Raw genomic sequence first — 25,128 nt, forward strand, 5'->3', positions numbered from 1 at the left:
GGGGCGGCACCGGCGGTACCGCAGTACCGCCGGCGCCGGGGTTCATCTAGATCAGCGCTGAGCCAGTGCGCTCAACACGTCCAGGATCTGGGCAACGCCAGTTTCCCGGTCGGTCAGGCGCAAGCGCAGCACGGGGCGGCCGTGCTGCTCCAGCACCTGGGCATCACCATCGGCCTGTGCGGAGATCAATTCACCAAAGGTGAAGGGGATCCCCGGGATCTCCAGATCGGTGTCCGACTCCGCGGTGATCTGCAGGAACACTCCCACACCCGGGCCGCCCTTGTGGAACTGGCCGGTGGAGTGCAGGAAGCGTGGCCCCCATCCAAACGTGGTGGGCCTACCTGTGATGGCAGCCAACAGCGGGCGTGCATCCTCCAACTCGGTCCAGGTCAGACGATCAAAATAGGCCTGAACGGACACGTAGCCATCGGCGGGCAACTGGTCCAGCAGGGCAACGACGGCGGAGGTCAAGTCCTGCGCACCGTCCAAAAGCTGCGCCGCACCCCTGATCTCCACCGATCCATCCACCAGCACCGCCGGGGTGGGCTCCGGCTTGTCCGCCAGGACCGCACGGGTGGCTGTCTTGGCAGACTCGACGTCGGGTTGATCAAAGGGATTGATCCCCAGCAGTTTGCCGGCCACTGCGGTGGCAACCTCCCACAGGAGCATCTGAGCACCCAGGGAACCGGCCACGGCCACGGCGTCGCCTTCCGGGACGGCGTCGGTGTCCGCAGGTACCAGGTAGGCAGCCAAGACGTCCGAGGCCACCGGTGCAGCGAGCTCCGGTACGTCTTCAGCCACCACAACGGGAAGAATGCCTGTCCCGTCCTTGCCCGTGGATTCGGCAATCAACTGTTCTGCCCAGTCGGCAAAGCCCACAATGCCGGAGCCTTGATCCTGGATCAGCAGCTTGTTGCGCAGAGGAGACGTGCCACCCATGGCTGAACCCAACAGCAGGCCCAAGTTGTCATCGGCGTCCTCGCGCAGCACCTCAGCAGCTTCATCCACCTGATCCAACAACTCGTCCAGATCCACACCGGCCAGACCGGAGGGAACCAAACCGAAGGCCGTCATGGCGGAGAACCGGCCACCCACGGTGGGGTCCGCTGTGAAGACAGCCCGGTATCCAGCCTCACGGGAGGCCTGGTCGAAGGGAGAACCCGGGTCAGTGACCACCACCATTCGGCTGGCCGCGTCAATCCCGGCTTCCGTGAAAGCCTTTTCAAAGGCACGACGCGCGGAATCGGTCTCCACCGTGGAACCGGACTTGGAGGAAATCACGGCTGCCGTTCGGGCAATGTCCTGATTCAGAGCAGCCTGGACCATGACCGGGTCGGTGGAGTCCAGGACGAACAGCTCAACCCCGGCCGTCTTGGTGATCACTTCCGGCGCCAGGGAGGAACCACCCATGCCTGCCAGCACAAACCGATCCACCCCCTGTGCTGCAAAGGACTCCCGCAGCTGGTTGATTTCAGCCACCAGCGGGCGGGAAACCTCAGCGGCATCCACCCAACCCAGACGCTTGGAGGATTCCTCTTCAGCGGCCTGACCCCACATCGTGTGGTCCTTGGCAAAGAGCCGGGAAGCGAATTTCTCCTCAACCAACTGCGGCACGTGGCGGTCAGCGGCTTGGCTGGCAGCACCGGTGAGAATCACGGATAGGGAACTCATGACGTCCTCTCTCAAGCGCCTCATGGCGCTCACCAATCGTGTTGAACTGCGGTGTAATTCGTGGGTGAACCTGCTGTGTGGTGATCCTGTGCTGACGCGTCAGGCGCGGGCCTGATCCAGTGCGTTCTGAACTGTGTCCAGCAGCTCAGCCCAGGACGCCTCAAACTTCTCCACACCCTCGGACTCCAACGCAGACACAACATCGTTGTAGTCGATGCCAAGATCAGCCAGTTGGTCCAGCAGTGCGTTGGACTCCTCATAGGTGCCCGTGATGGTGTCGCCGGTGATCTGGGATTCAGCTGCCGTGGCTTCCAGGGTCTTCTCCGGCATGGTGTTCACCGTGTTGGGGGCCACCAGCCCGTCCACGTACAGCGTGGCGGGCAGTGCGGGGTCCTTGGTTCCCGTGGAAGCCCACAACGGACGCTGCCGGTTGGCTCCCGCGGATTCCAGGCGCTTCCAGCGTTCCGTGCTGATGGAGTCCTCATAGACCTGGTACGCCAAACGCGCATTGGCCAAGCCGGCCTTGGATTTCAGGGCCAGAGCCTCTTCCGTACCAATGGCATCCAGTTTTTGGTCCACGGCGGAATCCACCCGGGAGACAAAAAAGGAAGCCACGGAGTGGATGGTGGACAGATCCCGCCCGTTCTCCAGCGCTTTCTCCAGCCCGGACATGTAGGCGTTGATCACCGCCCGGTAGCGTTCCAAGGAGAAGATCAGCGTGACGTTCACGGAAACGCCCTCCGCCAGGGTTTCTGCAATGGAGGGAAGTCCGGCCTCCGTGGCGGGAATCTTGATCAGGACGTTGTCCCGGTCAATGGTGTCCGCCAGGCGCCTGGCCATGGCTGCCGTTGCCTCCGGGTCATTGGCCAACCGCGGGTCAACTTCAATGGAGACTCGGCCGTCCTTGCCCTGCGTTGCCTCAGCAATGGGAGCAAAAATATCGCAGGCATCCCGGACATCGTCCGTGGTGATGGTGAACACGGCTTCATCCACATCAGCACCGGCAGCGGCCAATTCCTGGACCTGAGCTGCGTAAGCCGCACCGTTGGAGAGGGCACCGGCAAAGATGGTGGGGTTGGTGGTCACCCCCACCACATCCTTGGAATCAATCAGGTCTTGGAGATTCCCTGAAGTCAGACGCTCGCGGGAGAGATCATCCAGCCAGATGGAAACTCCGGCATCGGAGAGCTTCTTGGTTGAGGCAGTCATGCTGCGTTCCTAACGTTGTTGACGGGTTGGTGAAGGGACCGCGGCTCAGCGCTTGGCTGCGGCCACGGCATCAAGGGACTCGTGGGCCTTGGCCACCACGTTGGCGGCGGTGATGCCGAACTCTTCGTAGAGCTTTTCGTACGCGGCAGAATCGCCAAAGTGCTCCAGGGAAACGGCCCGTCCGTAGGAACCCAGCAGGTCATTCCAGGACATGGCAATACCTGCCTCCACGCTCACGCGCGCCTGGACGGTTGAGGGCAGTACGGATTCCCGATATTCAGCGTCCTGGGCATCAAACCATTCGCGGCACGGCATGGAAACCACTCGCGCCTTGATGCCCTCAGCGGCCAAGGTTTCGCGGGCCTCCACGGCCAGCTGCACTTCCGAACCGGTGCCGATCAACACGACGTCGGGCGTGCCCTCCGTGTCCGCCAGAATGTAACCGCCCTTGGCCACACCTTCTGCGGAGGCGAACTTTTGGCCGTCGCCCTCCATTCCTTCGCGCAGGAACGTGGGGATGTTTTGCCGTGTCAGGGCAAGACCTGCGGGGCGGTCATGCTGTTCCAGAATGGTTCGCCACGCCACGGAGACCTCGTTGGCGTCAGCCGGCCGCACAACGTCCAACCCCGGGATGGCGCGCAGTGATGACAGCTGCTCCACCGGCTGGTGGGTGGGGCCGTCCTCGCCCAGGCCAATGGAATCGTGGGTCCACACGTAAATGGAGGGCACCTTCATCAAGGACCCCAGGCGCACGGCAGGGCGCTGGTAATCGGAGAAGATCAGGAACGTGCCGGAGAACGCCCGAGTCTGAGTGGACATGGTGATGCCGTTGACGATGGCAGCGGCGGCATGTTCACGGATACCGAAATGCAGAACCCGCCCGTACGGACTACCCGTCCACTTGGCGGTGGAATGTTCGGCGGGGATGAAGGAGTCGGCGGATTCAATGGTGGTGTTGTTGGAACCGGCCAGATCAGCAGAACCGCCCCACAGCTCCGGGAAGGTGTCTGCAATGGCATTGATGACCTTGCCGGAGGCCGAACGCGTTGCCATGTCCTTACCCGGTTCAAACTCCGGGAAAGCATCGGCATAACCCTGGGGGAGTTGTTCGTCGCGCAGACGGTCGTAGAGCTTGGCGCCCTCCTGATTGGCTTCACGCCATGCCTGGAAGGACTCTTCCCACGCCTTACGATCCTCTGCGCCACGGGTGAGTAGTTCGCGGGTGTGCGCCAAGACGTCGTCGTCAATCACAAAGTGCTGTTCGGGATCAAAGCCGAGCACTTCCTTGGTGGCTGCCAGTTCCTCAGCACCCAGTTTGGAGCCGTGGATCCCACCGGTGTTCTGCTTGTTCGGAGCCGGCCAACCGATGATGGTGCGCAGGCAAATCAGGGATGGCTTGGAGGTCTCCGCCTCCGCGTTCTTGATGGCATCAAACAGGGCCTGAACGTCCTCCACGTATTCGCTGCCGTCATCATGCTGACCGCCCTTGGTCCAGTCCACGGTCTGGACCTGCCAGCCGTAGGCCTCGTAGCGCTTGGCAACGTCCTCCGTGAACGCCACGTCAGTGTCGTCCTCGATGGAGATCTGGTTCTGGTCGTAGATGACCACCAGATTGCCCAGTTCCTGATGTCCCGCCAACGACGACGCCTCCGAGGTCACGCCTTCTTGGAGGTCACCGTCGGAAGCGATGACGTAGATGTGATGATCGAACGGGGACTGGCCCGGGGCGGCGTCGGCGTCAAAGAGACCGCGGGTGTAACGCTGCCCGTAGGCAAAGCCCACGGCGGAGGCCAGGCCCTGGCCCAACGGGCCGGTGGTGATTTCCACGCCCTTGGTGTGACGGTATTCAGGGTGGCCGGGAGTCTTGGAACCCCACGTGCGCAAGGACTCGATGTCCTCCATCTCCAGACCGAAACCGCCCAGGAACAACTGCAGGTAGAGCGTCAGGGAGGTGTGGCCCGGGGAGAGGATGAAGCGATCCCGGCCGGTCCAGCGATCATCTGAAGGATCGTGGCGCATGACCTTCTGAAACAGCAGATACGCGGCAGGAGCCAAGCTCATGGCCGTGCCAGGGTGACCGGAGCCCACCTTTTCCACGGCATCGGCGGCCAGAACTCGCACGGTGTCAACCGCGCGTCGATCCAGATCGGTCCAGGTGAGCTGTTCAGTCTGAGGCACGAGAACGCTGTCCTTTCCATAAGACGGCTAGCTGTTGGCGTCTGCGGACCGTGGTTGAGATCCCAGGGCAGGGCACGCGTGGTCCGATGGCGCTGTTCCAGATCAGCCTAAGTCACCGTGCAGCTCAGCAGTATTTGGCTACGGAGGGTTTCTGCGGATTGCGCGTGCGGCATAACTTGCGTGTGAATCAACACACCCGCGTTTCAACTCACGCCAGTCAGCAACCACAACGACGACGCCGCACCCTGCGCCCGTCGTCGCGATTCCGCCTGCGGTGTGCATTCGCCCTCCTGCGGTACGCAAAAGACCAAGAACCGCCTCAATCCGTGGCGATTTGCGTACCAACTCAGCCCAGCCGCCTCAACCACACGTTGCACTACCACCTGGAACCCAGGATGCCGCCGGGAATGGGTGAGACACGTTAGACTGAGCGGAAATCTACTGTGCCCAGGCAGGCGTTCACACCGGCTCCTGCACGCGCCCGTACCAACATCACACGTCCTGACCAACGTCGTGCTCCGCCAACTGTGAGCTGAATCGGGTTCGTGTGTGATTGGCACGGCCGCTCGGACACGGTGAATGCAGCACGTCATCAACGTCAGGGAGAGCGAAACTCGTGAGCTCAACGCACGCATCGGAGCAAGCCGTGATACCCGTATCCGGCAGCAACCGACGCACTGCGCCCGGCGCCAAAACGCCCCTGACGGTACGGGTGCGCGCCTACCTGCAACTGATGAAGTTGCGCATTGTGGAGTTGCTGCTGATTGCCACGGTGCCCACCATGATTTTTGCCCAGCAGGGCATGCCCAGTTTTTGGTTGATCCTCAACACGCTGATCGGCGGCACCCTGTCGGCCGGGGCGGCCGGTGCGTTCAATTCCTACATTGACCGAGAATCTGACCGCGTGATGAAGCGGACCTCCAAGCGTCCCCTGGTGACCCGCGTGGTGGGGGACCGTGAGGCACTGATCTTCGCGTGGATCGTGGCCGTGGTCTCCGTGGTCTGGTTCCAGATGTTCGTCAACACCTTGGCGGCAGCGCTCACGGCCGTGGCCATTTTCCTGTACGCCGTGTTCTACTCGATCATCCTCAAACGCCGTACTTCCCAGAACATTGTGTGGGGTGGTGTGGCCGGGTGCATGCCGGTGTTGATCGCGTGGGCCGCGGTGACCGGCACTGTGCAGTGGCCCGCTGTGGTGCTGTTTGCCGTGGTGTTCTTGTGGACGCCACCGCACTACTGGCCACTGTCCATGAAATATGCCGAGGACTATTCGCGCGCGGGCATTCCCATGCTGGGTGCCATCTCTCCGGCCGGGAAAGTGGCATCCCAGGTGGTCCTTTACGGCTGGGCCACCGCCATCTGTTCATTGTTGCTGGTTCCGGTGGGTGGAGCCGGGTGGCTCTACGCCACGGTCTCCCTGGCAGCCGGTGCCTGGTTTGTCTACGAATGCCACCGCCTGTTGCGCCTGGCCAACGCCGGAGAGCCCACTGACAAGCAAGCCATGCGAGTGTTTCACGGCTCCATCACCTATCTCACGCTGGTCTTTGTGGCCGTGGCCGTGGACCCCTTCATCGGCGGGCCCATTCTGTGAGTGCCGTTGACGTCTCACCGTGCTGAGAGACCAGCACCTTTCCTGAGAGACTGGCCAACATGCTGAGTATGCGGTTCTCCGGTGTGGTGGCCTATCCCGTCACACCCTTTGCCCCCGGCGGGGTGATTGACCACACGGCCTTTGCCACGCAAATTTCCACCCTGGCTGAATCCGGTGTTGATGCCATCAGCGTGCTGGGCACGGCGGGATCTTTTGCGTATCTCACACAGGAGGAACGCGGCAGTGTGCTGCGCACGGCTGTGGAGGCTGCCAGCGGTTCTGGTGTTCCCGTGGGGGTGGGAATTTCCGCCCTGACCACGCAGCAGGTCTTGGAACTGGCCTGGGACGCAGAAAACGCCGGTGCTGACGGGTTGGTGGTCAACCCGCTTTCCTACGTTGCGTTGCGTTCTCCGGAGATTGCAGATCAGGTGGAGACCGTGGCTTCCTCCGTGAGTTTGCCCATGTGCCTGGACAACAATCCAGCCACCACCGGCTTTGTCTACCCCGTGGATCTGGCCGCTGAACTCACGCAGTTGGACAATGTGGTGGCCTTCAAGGACACCGCGGATTCACCGCGTGCGTTGCAGAACCGTCGGCACCTCTTTGACCGGTTGTGCGATCCCGGAACCACTTTTGCCGTGGCCAGTCCCCAACTCATTCTTGACGACGCCGATGCCTCCATTGCCTGGCACACCGGCCTGGCCGCGGCTCTTCCGCGCGAGTTCGCAGCTTTCCGCGCTGCGGCAGAGTCAGGGGACCGAGAAGTGGTGACTCGGTGGCAGGAAGCCCTGACACCTTTGATCGAGGTGCTGCGCTGGGAACGGCCGTTGAGTTCGATCTACGCCCTCAATGATGTGTGCGGCGTACACACCGCTGCCCCGCGGCGTCCCATCCATCCGGTGACCTCACAGAGCCGGGAGAGAATCGCGGAGGCGGTCCAGGTGGTCCGCCGGGCCCTTCACTGAGGATGTGCCACGGAGTCTCTACACTGGGCCCGTGCCCCAAGACCCTTCCACTGAGACTTCCGTGTCCGCAACGCAGCGCAGTGTTCCCCCCACAACGCCGATCACAGACTCGACCGGGCCATCAAACGCTGAGTCCGTGACTGATGCGGCTACTGACACCGCAGCTGGTCACCCACCGGAGGCAGCTCTGTCCGTGCGGAATCTGCGCATGGAGTTCAAAGTGGCCGTGGGACGTGGACACCACAGTGTCCAGGCCGTCAACGGTTTGAGTTTTGCCGCGGCGCGCGGAGAAGTCACGGCGCTGCTCGGTCCCAATGGTGCGGGCAAGACCACCACCTTGGAATGTGCGCAAGGGCTGTTGAAACCCACCGGGGGCAGCGTTGAACTGTTGGGACACAATCCGTGGAACGCTGGACCCGAGCTGCGCGCCCGGGCGGGCGTCATGCTGCAAGACGGCGGCTTGCCCCAGTCCGCACGGCCGGGGGAGTTTCTGAAACACATCAGTTCCATGTACCGCCACCCGGCGGACATGGCGGAACTGATTGAGCTTCTGGGCATTGCGGCTTTCCAGAAAACACCCCTGCGCCGCCTGTCCGGTGGGCAGAAGCAACGGGTGGCCCTTGCCGCAGCACTGGCGGGTGATCCGGAGATCGTGTTCCTGGATGAACCATCTGCGGGGCTGGACCCGCAATCCCGTGCGGTGGTTTTCGATTTGATCACCACCCTCAAAGAACGCGGCACGGCTGTTGTATTGACCACGCACCTGTTGGACGATGCCCAACGGCTGGCCGATCACGTGGTGATTGTGGATCGCGGCACCGTTCGCAAATCTGGCACGGTGGCAGAGCTCATCGCGGGGGAGGACAATCCGGGCACCTTGCGCTTGGGCCTCACGCAGCGTCAGCGCGCACGGTGGCGGGAGGCGCCGCCGTCGTTTGTGGGCAGGGCTCACACCCTGGGACTGAGCGTGGAACACGGGTCCGACGGCGTGAGCGTGACCGGTGCGTTTGGACCGGAACTGCTGCAGGAGGTGGCTGCTTGGTTGGCCGCCAGCGCGGAGTTGCCCACCTCCATGACGTTGCAACCGCGGACCCTGGAAGACGTATTTTTGGCCGTTGCCGGACGGGAGATCCGATGAATGCAACAACTCCGCTGCCCCCGCGCCGTGATGACCGCTCGGTGGCTCCCGCGGGTCCACATGCCGCGCCCATGTGGCGGCGGGTGTTGAGTCAAACCCGGTATGAGGCTTTGACCATGTTGCGCAATGGCGAGCAACTGCTGTTGCTGGTCATCCTGCCGGTCATCGCCCTGATCGCCTTGGTGCGCATGGATTTGCTGGATGCTGTGCTGCCCGCTGGGGTGTCGCGGATCGACTATGCGGTGGCTGGTGTGCTGGCCCTGGGGGTGATGTCCAATGCCTTCTCCGGACAGGGCATTCAGACCGGTTTTGACCGGCGCTATGGTGTGCTGCGCCAGTTGGCCACCACCCCTTTGGGGCGCGGCGGTCTGATCGCCGGGAAACTCGGAGCCATCCTCATGGTCTTGGCCGCCCAGTGTGTGTTGATTCTGGGGGTGGCCCTGGCCTTGGGATGGCAGCCGCACCTGAGTTCCGCCCTGGCCACTGTCCTCTTTCTCCTGCTGGGTGCCGTGGCCTTCACCGGCTTGGGGCTGCTGGCCGCAGGCACCATGCGTGCGGAAGCCACACTGGCCGTGGTCAATCTGCTCTGGGTGCTGCTGGCCGTGGCCGGGGGGACACTTGCACCGGCCAGCGCCTTCCCTGACTGGGTTGCACCCCTGGTGGCCCTGCTGCCATCAGCCGCCCTGGCGGACGGGTTGCGCAGCGCCATGGTGCCGGGGGCACCCGGCACGCTGATAGGTCCCGCGCTGATTCTGCTGCTGTGGGCTGTGGGTGCATGGTTGGCCACGGCCCGTTGGTTTCGGTGGAGCTGAGGTCAGCCGGGCGGCCTCACGGGGTCTTGCCGCAGACGTCCATAACGGGTTGCTTCACCGAGCGCCCGCCCGGACTGCAAACCTCGGGGTGCCAACCCCGGGGCGCCACACGGGAAGGTAGACTGAATCGGCCCCGTGAACCGCTATTCGCTTTTGAGGAAGTGTCCTTTTTGAGCTCCGCCCCCGCGCGTACGTCGTCCACCTCCGCTTCCGGAGAACCGCACGGTGGATCTGGCCGTGGAGGCAGGATGGAATCGGTGATCGGGTGGGCGTCCACGTTCTTCCTGCGCACCCAAGTTGACGGTTGGGTGCGGTTGACGGCGTGGGCCTCTCTGATCGCCAACTCCCTGTTGATTCTCACCGGCGGTCTGGTGCGTCTGACGGGCTCAGGTTTGGGCTGTCCCACGTGGCCTCGCTGTACGGATGAATCCTGGACATCCACCGCTGAAATGGGCATCCACGGTGCCATTGAGTTCGGTAACCGGCTGTTGACTTTCGCCCTGGCCGTGGTGGCCATTTTGGCCTTCTTGGCCGTGTTGAAGATGCGGCGTGAACGCCGGGACTTCTTCCTGCTGACACTGGTGCTGGGGCTGGGTATCCCGCTGCAGGCCGTGGTGGGTGGCATCACCGTGATCACCGGGCTGAACCCGTGGATTGTGGGCATTCACTTCATGATCTCGGCGGCCATGATCTACTTGGCGGCCACGTACGTGAATCGTGTGCGCCGCGCCAGTCTCCATCACGTGGACCGCCTGGAAGCTCCCGGGCAGGGGCAACACGCCCGTGGCGTGATTCGGGCAGCGGCAGTCTTGGTGGGATTGCTCACCCTGGTGATTGTGTACCTGGGCACCTTGGTCACTGGGACCGGGCCCCATTCGGGCGACTCCGGGGAAGTGGTGCGCCACACCTTTGACGCCGTGGTGATCACTCGCTTCCACGCCGTCCCGGTCTACGTGCTCACTGCTGTGATCATCGGCATTCTGGTCATGGGGCGCCGCAGTTGGCCGCGTCCCGTCTGGAACGCCTACGCCCTGGTTGGCGCTGTGGTGGTCTTCCAGGCCTTCATCGGGTTCTACCAGTACTTCAATGGTCTGCCCATTGTGGCGGTCAGCGCCCACCTGGTGGGATCGGCTCTCATGGTGGCCACCGTGGCCTTTGCCGTGGAGAAGTCCTTTGCCCTCACCGCAGACCCCGCGGACGTCATCACCAGCTCGGTCACCGACCCCACCCACTGATCCGCACCGTCCGCGTATCACGGTGCGGGCGGTGTGGCTGTGCTGCACAGACACCTGGTGAGGGTCACCTTGCTAGGCAACGGGAATCAATTTAGACATACTTTGGTTGTGTAATTCAGCACCCTGTTGTGAACGCCGGGGTGTGCATTCCAGGCGTGGACAACGCATCAGTACGACGACGGACGGGAGGTCACCGTGGCAGCGCAGGACAGCAATCCGATGACCGGTCCCATCATCTTGGATGACTCCGCGGAGTCCACCACTCGCTCCCGGGTGCTCAACGCCGTCCTGGAACACGGACCTGTCTCCGCACGGGATCTTGGACGGCGGATGGACTTGACCCCGGCGGCCATCCGGCGTCATCTGGATGCCTTGGAACGTGAACGCTTCATTGAAGTCACCATGGTTCGCCGTCCCGGAGCGGGCGCTGGACGCCCGGCCAGACGCTACGTGGTGGCTCCGGAGGGGCACGAGCGGTTGGGCAATGACTACTTGGGGATTGCAGCCGATGCCCTGGATGCCATCCGGGATCTGGGCGGCGAACAGGCTCTCCGCGCGTTTGTGGAGCAGCAGTTTGAACACATGGAACGCCGCTACCGTCCCACGGTGGAGGCCGCCGGAGAAGATGTTGCCGAACGGCTGGATGTTCTGGTCCGGCTGCTGTCCGCGGATGGATATGCGGCATCAGCCAATACCGTGAAGGTGGGCCCCGCTCGGCATCGGGTGCTCTCCGCGCAGCTGTGCCAGGGTCACTGTCCGGTGCAGGAAATAGCCACCAAACACCCCGAGTTCTGTGAAGCCGAGACTCGCATGATTGCTTCCCTGCTGGATGTGGACATCCGCAGACTCTCCACACTGGCGGCTGGCGCGCACGTCTGCAACACCCACGTGCCGCTGTCGCGCCAACCCCCCGGCCCGGGGCGCTCCGGCGTCGTAGGCACCTGAAGACCCCATCAACTTGAGCCGGTCACGGCTCACTGTGCACACCAATCTGCTCTACATGAGGAGGCCGTCATGACTGACGTGACGAACGCCAATGACACCGTCATTAGCGATATTTTGGAGAAGAACCCGGAGCTGGAAGGCATTGGGAACTACGAATACGGCTGGTCCGACCCGGACGTTGCCGGTGCTTCCGCGCGCCGCGGTCTGAGCGAAGAGGTTGTTCGGGACATCTCTGCCAAGAAGAACGAGCCCGAGTGGATGCTGAACATGCGTCTGAAGGCCCTGAAGTTCTTTGACCGCAAGCCCATGCCCACGTGGGGTGCAGATTTGTCGGACATTGACTTCGACAACATCAAGTACTTTGTGCGTGCCTCCGAAAAGCAGGCCCAGTCTTGGGAAGACCTGCCGGAAGACATCCGCGACACCTACGAAAAGCTGGGTATTCCGGAGGCCGAACGCTCCCGTCTGGTGGCCGGTGTGGCTGCGCAGTACGAATCCGAGGTGGTCTACCACCAGATCCGTGAGGACCTGGAGGAGCAGGGCGTGATCTTCCTGGACACGGACACTGCCCTGCGGGAACACCCTGAGTTCTTTGAAGAGTACTTCGGCACCGTCATTCCGGTGGGGGACAACAAGTTCGCCGCCCTGAACACGGCCGTGTGGTCCGGTGGTTCCTTTGTGTACGTGCCCAAGGGCGTGCACGTGGAGATCCCGTTGCAGGCTTACTTCCGGATCAACACGGAGAACATGGGCCAGTTCGAGCGCACGCTGATCATTGCCGATGAAGACTCCTACGTGCACTACATCGAAGGCTGCACGGCGCCGATCTACAAGACGGACTCGCTGCACTCCGCCAACGTGGAAATCATTGTCAAGAAGAACGCCCGCGTTCGTTACACCACCATTCAGAACTGGTCCAACAACGTCTACAACCTGGTGACCAAGCGGGCCATTGCCCACGAAGGCGCCACCATGGAGTGGATTGACGGCAACATCGGTTCCAAGGTCACCCAGAAGTACCCGGCCGTTTACATGACCGGTGAGCACGCCAAGGGTGAGACCCTGTCCATCGCTTTTGCCGGTGAGGGTCAGCACCAGGACACCGGTTCCAAGATGGTGCACGTTGCCCCGAACACGTCATCCTCGATCGTGTCCAAGTCCGTGGCCCGTAACGGTGGCCGTGCTGCTTACCGCGGTCTGGTGCAGGTGCGCGAAGGTGCGCACAACGCCAAGTCCAACGTGGTGTGCGATGCCCTGCTGGTGGACACCATTTCCCGGTCGGACACCTACCCCTACGTGGACATCCGCGAGGACGACGTCTCCATGGGCCATGAGGCCACCGTGTCCCGCGTGTCTGAAGAACAGCTGTTCTACCTGATGCAGCGCGGCATTGCCGAAGACGAGGCCATGGCCATGATCGTGCGCGGCTTTGTGGAGCCCATTGCCCGCGAGCTGCCCATGGAATACGCACTTGAACTCAACCGCTTGATCGAACTGCAGATGGAGGGTTCCGTTGGCTGATACGTCCAACACGAACACCGGGGCGGCCACCGCCGTGACCACGGCCGAGGACGACGTCGTTGCTGGCGTGCGTACGGATGAGGCCCGCGTGGCCATTCCGGGCATGACCCAGGAGGGCGAGAAACTGGCCACCGAGCACACCGCGCAGGGTGCCGACGGTGAGGTGGAGGTGACGATTGCCCGCAAGGATCCCAAGAAGCCGGCGGGCAACTCCCGGGCCGAACGCACAGCGTCCTACGATCTGGCTGATTTCCCGGAGCTGACCGGACGTGAAGAGGACTTCCGCTTCACCCCGCTCAAGCGCCTCAACGGGCTGCACACCTCCGAACTGACCGGGGCCGCACCGTCCGTGACCGTGACCGGTTCCGATGTGGTGACCGTTGAAACCGTGGGGCGCGACGACGCTCGCGTGGGTTCCGCAGGCATCCCCGAGGACCGGCTGTCCGCCAACGCCTGGGCGCACTTCACGGAAGCCACCGTGGTGACCATCCCGCAGGAGGCCGAGGTCCAGGAGACCATCTCCGTGGAGATCAAGGGCACGCACACCGATCCGGCCGCCCAGCACGTGATTGTTGACGCCAAGCCGTTTTCCAAGGCCCGTGTGGTGCTGCACCACAGCGGTACTGCGGTGCTGAGCCAGAACATCGAGTTTGTGGTGGGAGACTCCGCACAGCTGACGGTGGTGTCTCTGCAGGAGTGGCAGGATGCCGGAACGGCCCATGCCTCTGCGCAGCACGGCCGTCTGGGCCGCGATGCCCGCTTCAAGCACGTGTCCGTGAACCTGGGTGGCGACACCGTCCGCGTGACCCCGTCCGTGCGCTACAACGCCCCCGGTGGCGAGGTGGAGATGTACGGCCTGACATTCGTGGATGACGGCCAGCACCTGGAATCGCGCCTGTTCGTGGATCACTCACAGCCCAACTGCGTGTCCCGCGTGACCTACAAGTCCGCGCTGCAGGGCCGCGCAGCCCACGGCGTGTGGGTGGGCGATGTACTGATCCGCCCGGAAGCCGAAGGCACCGACACCTACGAGCTGAACCGCAACCTGATCCTCAACGATGGTCCCCGCATGGACTCCATCCCCAACCTGGAGATTGAAACCGGCCTGATTGCAGGTGCGGGGCACGCCTCCACCACGGGGCAGTTGGATGCCGAGCATCTTTACTACCTGATGTCCCGCGGAATCCCGGAGGTGGAGGCCCGCCGCCTGGTGGTTCGTGGCTTCCTGTTCGAGATCCTGCAGCAGATTGAGGACGAGGGGATCGAGGCGCGCTTGCGCGACGTCGTCGAAGCCGAACTGTCCAACGCCGATCACTGATCCGGCCCCATTACACACTTCACCGAATTCTTCAGGAGAGACATTGAGCACTCTGGAAATCAAGGATCTGAACGCATCCGTACTGCTGGATGAAGACAACAGCAAGCAGATTCTCAAGGGCGTGAACATCACCATCAATTCTGGTGAGGTGCACGCGATCATGGGCCCCAACGGCTCCGGCAAGTCCACCCTGGCCTCCACCATTGCCGGCCATCCCAAGTTCCGCGTGGACTCCGGTTCCGTGACCCTGGACGGCGAGGACGTGCTGGAGATGTCCGTGGATGAGCGCGCCCGTGCCGGGCTGTTCCTGGCCATGCAGTACCCGGTTGAAATCCCCGGTGTGACCACGTCCAACTTCCTGCGTACGGCCAAGACCGCTGTGGACGGGGAAGCTCCTTCCCTGCGGACCTGGACCAAGGACGTCAAGGCAGTGGCCGAGCAGCTGAAGATGGATCCCACCATGATTCAGCGCAACGTCAACGAAGGCTTCTCCGGTGGTGAGAAGAAGCGCATGGAGATCATGCAGCTGGAACTGCTGCGCCCCAAGATGGCGCTGCTGGATGAAACTGACTCCGGCCTGGATGTGGATGCCCTGCGTGTGGTCTCCGAAGGTGTGAACCGCGCCAAGGAAACCAACGACATGGGCGTCATGCTCATCACCCACTACAACCGCATCCTGCGCTACATCAAGCCGGACTACGTGCACGTGTTCAACGATGGCCGCATTGTGGAGCAGGGCGGCCCCGAACTGGCTGTCAAGCTGGAAGAAGAGGGCTACGACAAGTACGTGGCCGCTGCCCGCTGAAGGAGCAATCATGACTGAGACCGCAGAAGTTCCCGCGGGTTCCCCGTCCATTCAGGACGTTGAGGAAGCGCTCAAGAACGTGATCGACCCCGAGCTGGGGGTCAACATTGTGGACCTGGGTCTGCTCTACGGGGCCTCCTACCTGGAGGACGGCGCCCTGAAGCTGGACATGACCCTGACCACCGCTGCCTGCCCGCTGCAGGACGTGATCGAGGAGCAGGTGGAGCAGAACATCGGCACTCTGGTGGACGAATGGCATGTCAACTGGGTGTGGATGCCGCCGTGGGGCATGGAACGCATCACGGAGGACGGCCGCGACCAGATGAGAGCCTTGGGCTTCAACATCTGACCCGCCCCGCCCCCGCCTCCTGCTCCTACTGCCGAGTGTCCGAGTTTGGACGTTTCTGACCCCTGGAAACGACCAAACTCGGACACTCGGCAGTTGTGTGTGGCGGGGGGGGGGGGGAGAGAAGGGGCGTGGTTTCGATCGTCATCCCTGGCCACCTGTATACCATGGATGGTATATTCATCGGCATGTGGAGCGTCGTTGACCACCCAGACGCTGAAGGCGAGCACGCGAACCTGGATGCCCGTGAAGCTGTAGCCGTAGATAATGCAATAGCCAAGCTCGAACAATCTGGTCCGTCTCTTCCCTTCCCGCACAGCAGCGCCGTCAAGGGAGCGGACAAGCTTCGGGAGCTGCGGCCGCGCGGTGGACGAAGCATCACCCGCGCTCTGTGCCGGAGGATCGGTGACGTATTCGTGATCGGGGCCTACGGATCCGAGGCGCAGTACGACCCCAAGGGCTTCGACAGAACTTGTCGTGCTGCCGAACAACGATTAGCTCAGATTGAGGAATGAAGGTGACCGTCATGAAATTGTCTACCCTCAAGAGCCATGCGCAGGTAGTCCGCGAGCGCGCTGAAACTGATCCCGACTATGCCGCCGAGGCCGACCGGCTTGCGTTGGCACGGGACGTCAGCGCAGCGGTGGTTCGCTATCGCGGGGAACATAACCTGACGCAGACGGCTTTCGGCAACATCATCGGATGGAAACAACCACATGTTGCCCGGCTGGAACGTGCAGAAGTGTCCCCGTCGCTGGATACGTTGGAGCGTCTGGCCCGTGCAGGTGTTGTGGAAGTCCACATAGAACGTGACCGAACTTCTGTCTACGAATTAGCCATTTAACCTGCCCGCTCCACCCGTCCCACGACTGCCGAGTGTCCGAGTTTGGTCGTTTCTGACCCGTGGAAACGACCAAACTCGGACACTCGGCAGTCGTATGGTGGGGGATGCGGGTGGGGGTGGAGGGGTTAGATGGCGTTGGGGTGGGGGGCCAGGGCTGTGGTTTCGATCGTCATGTACGGGAACATGGGGAATCCTGAGAGGATTTCGTGCAAGCGCTGGTTGGATTCCACCTCAAAGATGGACACGTTGGCGTACTTGCCCACCACGCGGTAGATGGCCTCAAACTCCCCGGAGCGTTGCAGTGCTTGGGAGTACTCCTTCTCCTCGGCCTGTTTCTGGGCCACTTCCTCCGGTGACATGGACTCGGGGAATTGGACCTGCATGTGGCACAAAAACTTCATGGTGCTCTTCTCCTCACATCCCACTCCGCCGAAAACATGGTTTCTCCCAATTTCAGGGCCTAAATCTTCCACAAACCATGATCTCGGCGGAGGGGAGGGGTGGTGGTGGTTAGTTGCGGATGCTTCCTGGGTCGTCCAGGTTGGTGGCGTTGAAGGTGTCGCACTGACCAATGTTGCCGGAGTTGTAACCAGCCATGAACCACGCAACGCGCTGATCTGAGGTTCCGTGCGTGAAAGCCTCCGGGTTCACGCGGCCAGAGGTGGTCTGCTGGATGTTGTCATCACCGATGGCAGCGGCCGTGGACAGTGCCGAACGGAGATCACCCTCCGTAATGTCTTCGAGCTGAACGGCCCCGGTGAAGTCGTCACTGGAGGCACGGTTCGCCCACAAGCCCGCGTAGCAGTCGGCTTGCAACTCCACACGCACTGCCCCAGAATCCGCACCTTGACGGGAGCTGGCAGCCGACCCCAAATAGCCCAGCTGGTATTGAATGTGATGGCCGAATTCGTGCGCCACCACATACTCCTCAGCCAACGGACCGCCTTGGGCGCCAAAATCCGTCTGCAGGGTGCTGAAGAAGGAATCGTCCAGGTACACCGTTTGATTGGACGGGCAGTAGAACGGCCCGGTGGCCGACGACGCCGTCCCACACGGCGAATACTCCGAACCAGAGAACAGCACCAACCCCGGCATGTTGTACTGCACGCCGGTGGACTGCGGTAAGTACGTGGACCACATGGCGTCCAGGCTGTTGGCGGTGGCCACCACTCGGCAGTCGGTGTACTGGTTGGCATCTGCACCGGTTTGGCACTTTTCGGCCAGTTCGTCCTGAGCCTGGGCGGAATTGCCTGAACCGGTGGAGTACTCGGAGTAGCTGCCTTGATTCAGCGCATTGTCCAAACCACCCAGCATGGGCTGACCGAAAATCAGCCCCAGCACAATGGTCAACAGCAATCCGCCCAGACCACCACCCACCGCCACACCGCGCCCGGCGCCACCGCCACGACCACCTGTTTGCACGCGGGAGGTGTCCAGCCGCGACCCCTGATTGAAGCTCATACGGGCATCCTAATGTGACGCACGCGGATTCCCCGGGCGCGGCTCCTCCAACCCCCGCGCCACCAGGGCCTCACCGGTCCGCTGGGCGTGAGCGACGGCGGAGATCACCGCTGGCGTGGCCAACCTCACCGGCCCCAGGCGTAAACCGCGTGCCGCACCGGCTTGCCGCACATCGTGGACAACGCCCAGAAGATAGGGGATGGCGCGCAGCATGATCTGTATGGCAAGACCCACCCGCTCCGGATTCACCCCCACAACGCGCAGCGGAGAGATCATGCGGACCAGTCCGTCCAGGAGAACGGCCTGGGGGGTGGTTTCCAGGAGGATGCGCGTGGCAAACATGGCTGCAAGGACGGTGAGCAACACCGCGGATCCCCGTTGGGGTGTCCCCACCAGCACGTGGTAACCGGCCAACAGCACAAAGATCGGTAGTGCTGGGCGCACTGTTGACCACCAACTGGCCCAGCCCAGCCCCCCGGTGGCTCCAAGCGCCATCAGCAGCCCAACACAGCACAGCGGAACCACCCACGGTTCGTGCAACGCGGGAATCCACCGCTGCCAGGGCAGAGCCAGACTGACCGCCAGGAACAGCAGCGCCAAGCCTTTGACACCCACGGGGAGGCGGTGCAGCCAGTTCTTTCGTGGCCGATACGTGCCAAAAAGTTCCCTCCGCCCGCTCATCCGATCTGCTCCCCGGGAAATCCGTCAATGCACCAGCGCAGGTACTGATCCACCAGCTCGGGGCCACCGTGAGCATGAACCCGGCCTTGATGGATCACCACCACCTGCTGGGCCGTTGCAGCCAGTTCCAGATCATGGGTGGCGTACACCAGTTGCTGCGGTAACTCACGCAACCGATCCATCAGCCGCGCTCTGTTGCGCAAATCCAGCAACGTGGTGGGCTCGTCAAGGACCACGACGGACGGGTCCACAGCCAGCACCGACGTCAAAGCCGCCAGCTGGCGTTGCCCCCCGGAGAGGTCATACACCGACTGATGGACGTGCGCCGCCAAGCCGGCCTCCGCCAGTAGGGCCAGGGCGCGGGATCGTCGTCGTTGTGGATCGGGGTGCGTGGTGCGCAGGGACAGTTCCACGTCCTCCAGCGCCGTGGGCATCAGCAGCTGTGCCGTGGGATCGGTGAACACGAATCCCACGGTGCGCCGTGCAAGGGAGCGGTGCGCGACGACGTCGACCCCGTGAACTGTCACGGACCCCTCACTGGGGGAGACCAGGCCGTTGAGCAGACGAAGAACTGTGGATTTGCCGGAGCCATTCAGCCCCAGAATTGCCGTACGCGACTGATCGAGGTGGAAGGTGATTCCGTCCAGAATGCTGATGTCTTGGTTGTCACCGGGTGCGGGGGGAAGCCGTACCGTCACATTCAGTAGTGAGATCCCGCGGGAGGAGTCCGGGGTGGGCTGTTCACCGTCCGAAGGCCTCTCCGCGCGGGATCGACGACCAAAAATCAACGAGCGCCCGCCAGCCGAGGAAAGGCGCGGTGCACGGCTGCGGCCACCAGCGCTGCTGCCGCGCATTTGATGAGGTCACCGGGCCAATAAATGAGATCTGCCAGGAAGGCGTCCCGCAGCGAGATCCCACCGTTGATGGACATGCCGGGGATACCCGTGAGCCGCGCAACAACAAAACCACCCAGGACAGCCGCACCGAACAGGCCCAGCACCCGCCCCCGATTGGTGCGAACACGGCGCAGGACGGCGTATGCCAGCAGGCCGGTGCACAGTCCCGCAATTGCAAAGCCCAAAATGTACCCGGCGGAGGGACCGGCCAGAAGTCCCGGTCCACCGCGGAAACCGGAGAAAATGGGCAATCCGGCAAGACCCACCACCACGTAGAGCAGCACGGCAAGCCCTCCGCGACGTCCCCCCAGCACCAGGCCGGTCAGGTAGACGGCCAAGGTCTGCAGGGTGATCGGCACCGCCAGCGGGCCGACTGGAATGGCGGGCATCACGGACAGGACGGCGCAAAACGCGGCAAACACACCGATCAGGGCCAGATCTGTCCCCGCTGAACGTTGTGGGGCGGTGCCGAGTCCGCGGGTATCGCGGGAGGCCGTGGAGGTGGAGGCAGGTGTGGTGCGGGATGAACTCATGAGAGCATCTTAAACACTGTTCAAGTTTCAGTGAGAATCGGCTGTTTCAACACCTTGACGGCGGACCACCTGCAGCCGGGACAGCGCCACAGCGGCCAGCAGCACCACCACAGCCACCGCCACGTACAGGAAAACCGGAGACCAGCCGCCATCCAGCAGAAACCCCACGGTCAGGGGAGCCAGAATGGCACCGAACCGGCCCACTCCAATGCCCCATCCCACGCCCGTGGCGCGTAGGGCGGGTTCGTACGTCATGGGGGAGAGGGTGTACATCCCGGCAATACACCCGTTGACCAGCATTCCAACCAGGATGCCGCTGGTGAAGGCGACGGCGGGGACGGACGTGGTGGTGATGAATAGAACCAGCGTGATGGATTGCAGGATGATGAACACCATCAGGACAGATTTTTCGCTCCACCGGGTGGTCAGCGCTCCGTACAGCAGCGCGCCGAAAGTACCGCCCAGCGTCAGCATGATTCCGCCCACAATGCCCTGCTGTTGGGTCATGCCGGATTCCACCAGCAGCGCGGGTGTCCAGGTGTTGGCAAAGTAGAAACCAAACATCACGATGAACCAGGAGGCCCACAGCAGCAGACTTTGCACCAGATACTTGCTGCTCAGAACGCCGGCGGGGTGCGGCTGTTCTGAGGGCTCGGCACCGTCAGCGCCAGGGGCAGACCGGTCCTGGGGAGCCAGACTGGGAAGCTCAATGCCTTGCGAAATACCGAGCTTGCGGGCCACTTTGGCGGCCAATTCATCCGCACGCGGATTTCTGCGGGTTGCCAGGTAATCCACGGATTCCGGCAACAAAGCCCAGACCAATGCAATCACGACCACCGTGCAGATGGCGCCCACCAGGAAAACGGAGCGCCATCCGAACGTGGGAATCAGTTGCGCGGCACCTAAGCCACCCAGAGTGGCGCCCACGCCGTATCCGGCGGTGAAAATGCTGATGGATATTCCACGGCGGGCGTTGTTGGCGTACTCACTCACAATCACTGCGGTGCAGGCCAAGATGCCCCCCACGCCGATCCCGGTGACCACGCGCCACAGGCCCAACTCCCAATGCGAACTCACCGTGGAGGACAAGCCCATGCCCAGCCCGTTGATCACCAGGGAGATCAACAACAGCGGACGGCGCCCGAATCGGTCCGCCAGGGGGCCGATCACCAGCGAGCCCACCGCCATCCCCACCAGGCCGGCGCTGAGCAACACGCCCAGCTGCGACCCCATGAGGCCAAATTCTCGGGAAACTGCGGAGCCGGTGAAGGCCATGGAGAGGACGTCGTAACCATCCAGGGCATTGAGCAGACCACACAGCCCCACCACCAACCATTGGTAGGCAGACATGGGACGCTGGTCAATGGAGTCACGCAGGTTCACGGCAATCCCTCACGGTTACAAGGCACAGGCGCCGCGAACCGCGGGCCATGGTGAGCGTAACCAAGAAGACCGCCGGATGAGGTGAGCTTTGACCGGAAACGGCCACTTCCTACGCCAGAGAATGGTCACCTCCCTGTCAGAGTGGAGGTGTCACTCGACGGAAAGGTATGCCCATGAGCCTGCGAGCAGCACTGTTGGCCTTGATCTCTGCCGGCCCCATGACCGGTTACGACGTCGGCAAACGCTTTGCCGGTTCGGTGGGCAACGTCTGGTACGCCTCTGACTCCCAGATCTACCCGGAGCTGCGCAAAATGGAACGCGACGGCCTACTGGCCACCGAACAGGTGGCCTGGGGGACGTTGGGCACCACCAAAACGCAGTACCAGGTCACGGATGCAGGGAGGCAGGAATTAGCCACCTGGGTTGGTAGCCCGCTGAGTTACCCCCTGGAGCGCGACCCCGTGCGCTTGCGCACCGCTTACCTGGAATGGACGGACGACGACGCCGCTTCCGGCCACTTCCGGGATCACATCCAGCACCATCAGGCGGTGGCCCAGCGTGCCCGGGATCAGATCACGGCGTTGCAAGAACGCACGCACCCCACGCTGCGGCGTCGTTTGAAGGGGTACTCGGAGCAGGAGGCCAAGCGTGTGATCGAGTTCAAACTCATGGCTTACCGGGGTGTGGTGGCGCGTGCGGAGGCGGAAATCGAGTGGGCGCAGCAGTGTTTGAGCACACTGCAATCCCTGTGATGCACGGCTAGACTTGATCGGTCCTGCTGGCCGCAGCATCATGCGCGCCGTTCCCACGAAAGGCTGAACCCCGTTGATCACCGTGTCCAATTTGGAACTGCGTGCCGGTGCACGCCTATTGATGGATCAGGTGAATTTCCGGGTGCAGCGCGGGGACAAGATCGGCCTGGTGGGCCGAAATGGCGCGGGCAAGACCACCATGACCAAGGTGTTGGCCGGACAGACGCTTCCTGCGGATGGCACAGTGACGCGCAGCGGCACCGTGGGGTACCTCCCGCAGGACCCCAAGGTGGATGACATGGAGCAGCTGGCCAGGGATCGCATTTTCTCCGCGCGTGGCCTGGCGGAGGTGATTGCCCGGATGCGAGTGGCTGAGGAGGACATGGCCAATCCCAACGATGCCGTCCGGGAGAAGGCCATGAAGCGCTACGCCCGCCTGGAGGCGGAGTTCGTGGCCGGCGGCGGGTATGCAGCCGAGTCGGAGGCGGCCACCATCACCGCCAACCTGGACCTTCCCGAACGCGTGCTCAACCAGCCCCTCCGCACCCTGTCCGGTGGACAACGACGACGCGTTGAACTGGCCCGCATTCTGTTTGCCGATGCGGACACCATGCTCCTGGATGAGCCCACCAACCACTTGGACGCCGATTCCATCACCTGGCTGCGGGACTTCTTGAAGAACTACTCCGGTGGCCTGTTGGTGATTTCCCACGATGTTGAACTCATGGAAATGGTGGTCAACAAAGTCTTTTACCTTGATGCCAACCGGGCCGTGGTGGACATCTACAACATGGACTGGAAGCACTACAAGCAACAGCGTGAGCAGGACGAACACCGCCGCAAGCGCGAATTTGCCAACGCGGAGAAGAAGGCCACCGCTTTGATGGCGCAGGCGGAGAAGATGCGTGCCAAGGCCACCAAGGCCGTGGCGGCCCAGCAGATGATCAAGCGCGCTGAGCGCCTGATGGCCGGCGTGGAAGGGGAGCGGGTGGCGGACAAGGTAGCCGCCATCCGGTTCCCGGCACCTGCCGCCTGCGGCAAAACACCGCTGCGAGGTCAGGGCTTGTCCAAGGCTTACGGTTCACTGGAAATCTTCACGGACGTGGACTTGGCCATTGACCGTGGCTCGCGGGTGGTGATCCTGGGGCTCAACGGTGCCGGCAAGACCACGTTGTTGCGCATGTTGGCCGGGGTGACTCACCCGGATGCTGGTGTGATTGAGGCAGGTCACGGCTTGAAGCTCGGCTACTTTGCCCAGGAGCACGACACCCTGGACACCGACCGCACGGTCCTGCAGAACATGAAAACTGCCGCTCCTGAATTGGCAGACACACAGGCCCGGACCATTTTGGGGTCTTTCCTTTTCCAGGGCGACGACGTCGACAAACCCGCCGGAGTCCTCTCCGGTGGCGAAAAAACCCGTTTGGCGTTGGCCACGCTGGTGGCATCTTCGGCCAACGTGTTGCTGCTGGATGAGCCCACCAACAACTTGGACCCAGCCTCACGTGAGGAAATTCTGGCGGCGCTGCGCAATTACCAGGGTGCCGTGGTTCTGGTGTCCCACGATGAAGGCGCGGTGGAGGCACTGGACCCCGAACGTGTGGTCATGCTCCCCGATGGCATTGAGGATCTGTGGTCCAAGGAGTATCAGGACCTCATTTCACTGGCCTGAGGAGCGAATCAGCACGCCGCGTTCCACCAGATGATCGACGGCGGTGCGCACCACCTGTTCAGCGTCTTCCGGGGCATGAGGTTGCTGGACCATCTGTGCCACCAGAGCGTCCAGCGGCATGGGTACGACCAGTGTTTCCCAAATGACGGGGCCCAGTCCCTGGAGCAGCATGAAGCTGGTTCCTGACAGGACTGCCAGGCAATGGTTGGGGAGTAGTAGGGCGTCGTCGGCGGGTGCGCGGCGAATAACGCTTTGCGCCAGGTCCGCGGAGTCGGCGGGCTGCTGTGCGGATTCATCTGAGGTCGGCAGGTTCACGGCCGCCCAGTTGGGAGTGTGCGCCTGCGGTGGTGCTGCCAGGAGGTTCTTCAGCAGAGGTCCCACGGTTTCAATTTCGCGGTAGCGCAGGATGTGGCAACCTCCCACCTGATCTAGCACACGGGCCAAGTCCAGCAGCCCACGATCCAGAGCGGCCAAGGAGGAAGACTGGGGGAGTAGGTGTCCCAGGGCATCCGCCAGGGGGAGGCGTTCCAGGTGTGGGTGATCGTGATGGTCAGGGTCCCGAGCCAGGATCACCACGGCACCCAAGTACGGCTGCATCGGGGTGGACAGCAGGCCGAGCTCGTCCGGGGAGAACAACGCCTTGGGACGCTGGCCTGAAGGTCCCAAGACGGACAGGGGCTTGGGGAACGGCGTGATGGCCAGCGTCTGCGGGTCAATGATCACGGTTTCATCCGTGACATATCCGAACTGCTGACCCAATGTAGCCACCGCGGTGGTTTTACCTGTACCGCTGGGTGCCACCAACGCCACGGTTCGGTGGGTGACCGGATCACTGAGCCCGGCGGCGTGGAACATGATTTTGTGGCCGATTCCTGCGTCAATAGCCGCAGACGTCACGGCACCGACTTCCGAGTCTGAACGCCCGGGTCGTGGTTGACCGGAAGCGTCCACCAGGTCGCCACATGTGGAAGCGCCGCTGGTGACGTGGGTCGGTCCCCTTGAGGGGGCGAGATCATGAGGTGTGACCACACAGCGGTTCCATGCTGAGGCAGCTTCTCTGAGTGCGTCTCGATCCTGCAGCGTCAGGAGGTAGCGCCCAGCACCAGCGGAGATCTCCAGGGTTTTCTGGGCCATGGACCCAGTTTAGCTACCCGCCCACCATCGCGCAGGAG

The 25,128-nt window shown here is 62.7% G+C and carries 24 protein-coding genes; 14 read left to right on the plus strand and 10 right to left on the minus strand.

Annotated features, from left to right (window positions below; genetic code table 11):
- Positions 1 to 51 precede the first annotated feature (51 nt).
- From Q4G32_RS03150 to tkt, 3 genes are all read right to left on the minus strand, one after another.
- Positions 52 to 1,671 carry a glucose-6-phosphate isomerase gene (locus Q4G32_RS03150; RefSeq protein ID WP_303349196.1) on the minus strand — a complete coding sequence of 540 codons (1,620 nt, stop codon included), beginning with the start codon at positions 1,669 to 1,671 and terminating at the stop codon, positions 52 to 54.
- 99 nt (positions 1,672 to 1,770) lie between these two features.
- Entirely contained in the window at positions 1,771 to 2,880 is a 1,110-nt protein-coding gene (gene tal, locus Q4G32_RS03155) for a transaldolase (RefSeq protein ID WP_303349197.1), read from the minus strand.
- 45 nt (positions 2,881 to 2,925) lie between these two features.
- Positions 2,926 to 5,058, minus strand: coding sequence for a transketolase (gene tkt, locus Q4G32_RS03160; RefSeq protein ID WP_303349198.1), 2,133 nt, complete (start codon positions 5,056 to 5,058; stop codon positions 2,926 to 2,928).
- A 616-nt stretch (positions 5,059 to 5,674) separates the two neighbouring features.
- On the opposite strand from tkt, the gene Q4G32_RS03165 reads away from it, so the two are divergent.
- From Q4G32_RS03165 to Q4G32_RS03220, 12 genes are all read left to right on the plus strand, one after another.
- Complete coding sequence (locus tag Q4G32_RS03165) at positions 5,675 to 6,649, plus strand: heme o synthase (RefSeq protein ID WP_441327450.1); 975 nt, start codon at positions 5,675 to 5,677, stop codon at positions 6,647 to 6,649.
- A gap of 59 nt (positions 6,650 to 6,708) precedes the next feature.
- Complete coding sequence (locus Q4G32_RS03170) at positions 6,709 to 7,614, plus strand: dihydrodipicolinate synthase family protein (RefSeq protein ID WP_303349199.1); 906 nt, start codon at positions 6,709 to 6,711, stop codon at positions 7,612 to 7,614.
- A gap of 208 nt (positions 7,615 to 7,822) precedes the next feature.
- Positions 7,823 to 8,752, plus strand: a complete 930-nt coding sequence (locus Q4G32_RS03175) for an ABC transporter ATP-binding protein (protein WP_441327455.1) — start codon at positions 7,823 to 7,825, stop codon at positions 8,750 to 8,752.
- Positions 8,749 to 9,564 (plus strand): ABC transporter permease, encoded by an 816-nt coding sequence (locus Q4G32_RS03180; RefSeq protein WP_441327451.1) that lies wholly within the window; start codon positions 8,749 to 8,751, stop codon positions 9,562 to 9,564. The genes Q4G32_RS03175 and Q4G32_RS03180 overlap by 4 nt, the downstream gene beginning before the upstream one ends.
- 248 nt (positions 9,565 to 9,812) lie before the next feature.
- A complete protein-coding gene (locus Q4G32_RS03185) occupies positions 9,813 to 10,799 on the plus strand; it encodes a COX15/CtaA family protein (RefSeq protein WP_303349201.1) in 987 nt (328 codons plus the stop codon).
- Between the two features lie 219 nt (positions 10,800 to 11,018).
- The gene (locus Q4G32_RS03190) at positions 11,019 to 11,744 is read left to right on the plus strand and encodes a helix-turn-helix transcriptional regulator (protein ID WP_303349202.1); all 726 of its coding nucleotides are present in this window, start codon (positions 11,019 to 11,021) and stop codon (positions 11,742 to 11,744) included.
- A 69-nt stretch (positions 11,745 to 11,813) separates the two neighbouring features.
- Complete coding sequence (gene sufB / locus Q4G32_RS03195) at positions 11,814 to 13,265, plus strand: Fe-S cluster assembly protein SufB (RefSeq protein WP_303349203.1); 1,452 nt, start codon at positions 11,814 to 11,816, stop codon at positions 13,263 to 13,265.
- A gap of 103 nt (positions 13,266 to 13,368) precedes the next feature.
- Positions 13,369 to 14,583 carry a Fe-S cluster assembly protein SufD gene (gene sufD / locus Q4G32_RS03200; RefSeq protein ID WP_303349276.1) on the plus strand — a complete coding sequence of 405 codons (1,215 nt, stop codon included), beginning with the start codon at positions 13,369 to 13,371 and terminating at the stop codon, positions 14,581 to 14,583.
- A 43-nt stretch (positions 14,584 to 14,626) separates the two neighbouring features.
- Positions 14,627 to 15,388: a Fe-S cluster assembly ATPase SufC gene (gene sufC, locus Q4G32_RS03205; protein WP_303349204.1), complete on the plus strand. Its 762-nt coding sequence runs from the start codon at positions 14,627 to 14,629 to the stop codon at positions 15,386 to 15,388.
- A 10-nt stretch (positions 15,389 to 15,398) separates the two neighbouring features.
- Positions 15,399 to 15,737 carry a metal-sulfur cluster assembly factor gene (locus Q4G32_RS03210; RefSeq protein WP_303349205.1) on the plus strand — a complete coding sequence of 113 codons (339 nt, stop codon included), beginning with the start codon at positions 15,399 to 15,401 and terminating at the stop codon, positions 15,735 to 15,737.
- Positions 15,738 to 15,865: 128 nt separating this feature from the next.
- A complete protein-coding gene (locus tag Q4G32_RS03215) occupies positions 15,866 to 16,249 on the plus strand; it encodes a type II toxin-antitoxin system RelE/ParE family toxin (RefSeq protein ID WP_303349206.1) in 384 nt (127 codons plus the stop codon).
- An 11-nt stretch (positions 16,250 to 16,260) separates the two neighbouring features.
- Positions 16,261 to 16,578: a helix-turn-helix domain-containing protein gene (locus Q4G32_RS03220; RefSeq protein ID WP_303349207.1), complete on the plus strand. Its 318-nt coding sequence runs from the start codon at positions 16,261 to 16,263 to the stop codon at positions 16,576 to 16,578.
- 125 nt (positions 16,579 to 16,703) lie between these two features.
- Here Q4G32_RS03220 and Q4G32_RS03225 read toward each other — a convergent pair whose 3' ends face one another.
- From Q4G32_RS03225 to Q4G32_RS03250, 6 genes are all read right to left on the minus strand, one after another.
- The gene (locus Q4G32_RS03225; protein WP_303349208.1) at positions 16,704 to 16,979 is read right to left on the minus strand and encodes a muconolactone Delta-isomerase; all 276 of its coding nucleotides are present in this window, start codon (positions 16,977 to 16,979) and stop codon (positions 16,704 to 16,706) included.
- A 109-nt stretch (positions 16,980 to 17,088) separates the two neighbouring features.
- The gene (gene ypfJ / locus Q4G32_RS03230) at positions 17,089 to 18,039 is read right to left on the minus strand and encodes a KPN_02809 family neutral zinc metallopeptidase (RefSeq protein ID WP_303349209.1); all 951 of its coding nucleotides are present in this window, start codon (positions 18,037 to 18,039) and stop codon (positions 17,089 to 17,091) included.
- Between the two features lie 9 nt (positions 18,040 to 18,048).
- Entirely contained in the window at positions 18,049 to 18,720 is a 672-nt protein-coding gene (locus Q4G32_RS03235; RefSeq protein WP_303349210.1) for an energy-coupling factor transporter transmembrane component T family protein, read from the minus strand.
- The gene (locus Q4G32_RS03240; protein WP_303349211.1) at positions 18,717 to 19,418 is read right to left on the minus strand and encodes an energy-coupling factor ABC transporter ATP-binding protein; all 702 of its coding nucleotides are present in this window, start codon (positions 19,416 to 19,418) and stop codon (positions 18,717 to 18,719) included. The genes Q4G32_RS03235 and Q4G32_RS03240 overlap by 4 nt, the downstream gene beginning before the upstream one ends.
- An 86-nt stretch (positions 19,419 to 19,504) precedes the next feature.
- On the minus strand, positions 19,505 to 20,149 hold the full coding sequence (locus Q4G32_RS03245; RefSeq protein ID WP_303349212.1) for a biotin transporter BioY: 645 nt from the start codon (positions 20,147 to 20,149) through the stop codon (positions 19,505 to 19,507).
- 27 nt (positions 20,150 to 20,176) lie between these two features.
- Entirely contained in the window at positions 20,177 to 21,532 is a 1,356-nt protein-coding gene (locus Q4G32_RS03250) for an MFS transporter (protein ID WP_303349213.1), read from the minus strand.
- Positions 21,533 to 21,705: 173 nt separating this feature from the next.
- On the opposite strand from Q4G32_RS03250, the gene Q4G32_RS03255 reads away from it, so the two are divergent.
- Positions 21,706 to 22,284, plus strand: a complete 579-nt coding sequence (locus Q4G32_RS03255; protein ID WP_303349214.1) for a PadR family transcriptional regulator — start codon at positions 21,706 to 21,708, stop codon at positions 22,282 to 22,284.
- Between the two features lie 73 nt (positions 22,285 to 22,357).
- Positions 22,358 to 23,956 carry a ribosomal protection-like ABC-F family protein gene (gene abc-f, locus Q4G32_RS03260; RefSeq protein ID WP_303349215.1) on the plus strand — a complete coding sequence of 533 codons (1,599 nt, stop codon included), beginning with the start codon at positions 22,358 to 22,360 and terminating at the stop codon, positions 23,954 to 23,956.
- Here the strand turns inward: abc-f and Q4G32_RS03265 are convergent.
- Positions 23,945 to 25,090, minus strand: coding sequence for an ATP-binding protein (locus Q4G32_RS03265; protein WP_303349216.1), 1,146 nt, complete (start codon positions 25,088 to 25,090; stop codon positions 23,945 to 23,947). The two genes, abc-f and Q4G32_RS03265, sit on opposite strands and share 12 nt — an antisense overlap.
- Positions 25,091 to 25,128: the final 38 nt, after the last annotated feature.

Source organism: Kocuria sp. (assembly GCF_030538595.1).
GTDB lineage: Bacteria > Actinomycetota > Actinomycetes > Actinomycetales > Micrococcaceae > Kocuria.

Coding starts and splice junctions, on each gene's coding strand:
- Q4G32_RS03185 (WP_303349201.1), top strand. CDS start 9,813: ATGGAATCGGTGATCGGGTGGGCGTCCACGTTCTTCCTGCGCACCCAA.
- Q4G32_RS03225 (WP_303349208.1), bottom strand. CDS start 16,979: ATGAAGTTTTTGTGCCACATGCAGGTCCAATTCCCCGAGTCCATGTCA.
- Q4G32_RS03210 (WP_303349205.1), top strand. CDS start 15,399: ATGACTGAGACCGCAGAAGTTCCCGCGGGTTCCCCGTCCATTCAGGAC.
- ypfJ (WP_303349209.1), bottom strand. CDS start 18,039: ATGAGCTTCAATCAGGGGTCGCGGCTGGACACCTCCCGCGTGCAAACA.
- Q4G32_RS03245 (WP_303349212.1), bottom strand. CDS start 20,149: ATGAGTTCATCCCGCACCACACCTGCCTCCACCTCCACGGCCTCCCGC.
- sufB (WP_303349203.1), top strand. CDS start 11,814: ATGACTGACGTGACGAACGCCAATGACACCGTCATTAGCGATATTTTG.
- Q4G32_RS03255 (WP_303349214.1), top strand. CDS start 21,706: ATGAGCCTGCGAGCAGCACTGTTGGCCTTGATCTCTGCCGGCCCCATG.
- Q4G32_RS03180 (WP_441327451.1), top strand. CDS start 8,749: ATGAATGCAACAACTCCGCTGCCCCCGCGCCGTGATGACCGCTCGGTG.
- Q4G32_RS03150 (WP_303349196.1), bottom strand. CDS start 1,671: ATGAGTTCCCTATCCGTGATTCTCACCGGTGCTGCCAGCCAAGCCGCT.
- Q4G32_RS03175 (WP_441327455.1), top strand. CDS start 7,823: ATGGAGTTCAAAGTGGCCGTGGGACGTGGACACCACAGTGTCCAGGCC.
- Q4G32_RS03190 (WP_303349202.1), top strand. CDS start 11,019: ATGACCGGTCCCATCATCTTGGATGACTCCGCGGAGTCCACCACTCGC.
- Q4G32_RS03265 (WP_303349216.1), bottom strand. CDS start 25,090: ATGGCCCAGAAAACCCTGGAGATCTCCGCTGGTGCTGGGCGCTACCTC.
- tal (WP_303349197.1), bottom strand. CDS start 2,880: ATGACTGCCTCAACCAAGAAGCTCTCCGATGCCGGAGTTTCCATCTGG.
- Q4G32_RS03235 (WP_303349210.1), bottom strand. CDS start 18,720: ATGAGCGGGCGGAGGGAACTTTTTGGCACGTATCGGCCACGAAAGAAC.
- Q4G32_RS03220 (WP_303349207.1), top strand. CDS start 16,261: ATGAAATTGTCTACCCTCAAGAGCCATGCGCAGGTAGTCCGCGAGCGC.
- Q4G32_RS03170 (WP_303349199.1), top strand. CDS start 6,709: ATGCTGAGTATGCGGTTCTCCGGTGTGGTGGCCTATCCCGTCACACCC.
- sufD (WP_303349276.1), top strand. CDS start 13,369: ATGACCCAGGAGGGCGAGAAACTGGCCACCGAGCACACCGCGCAGGGT.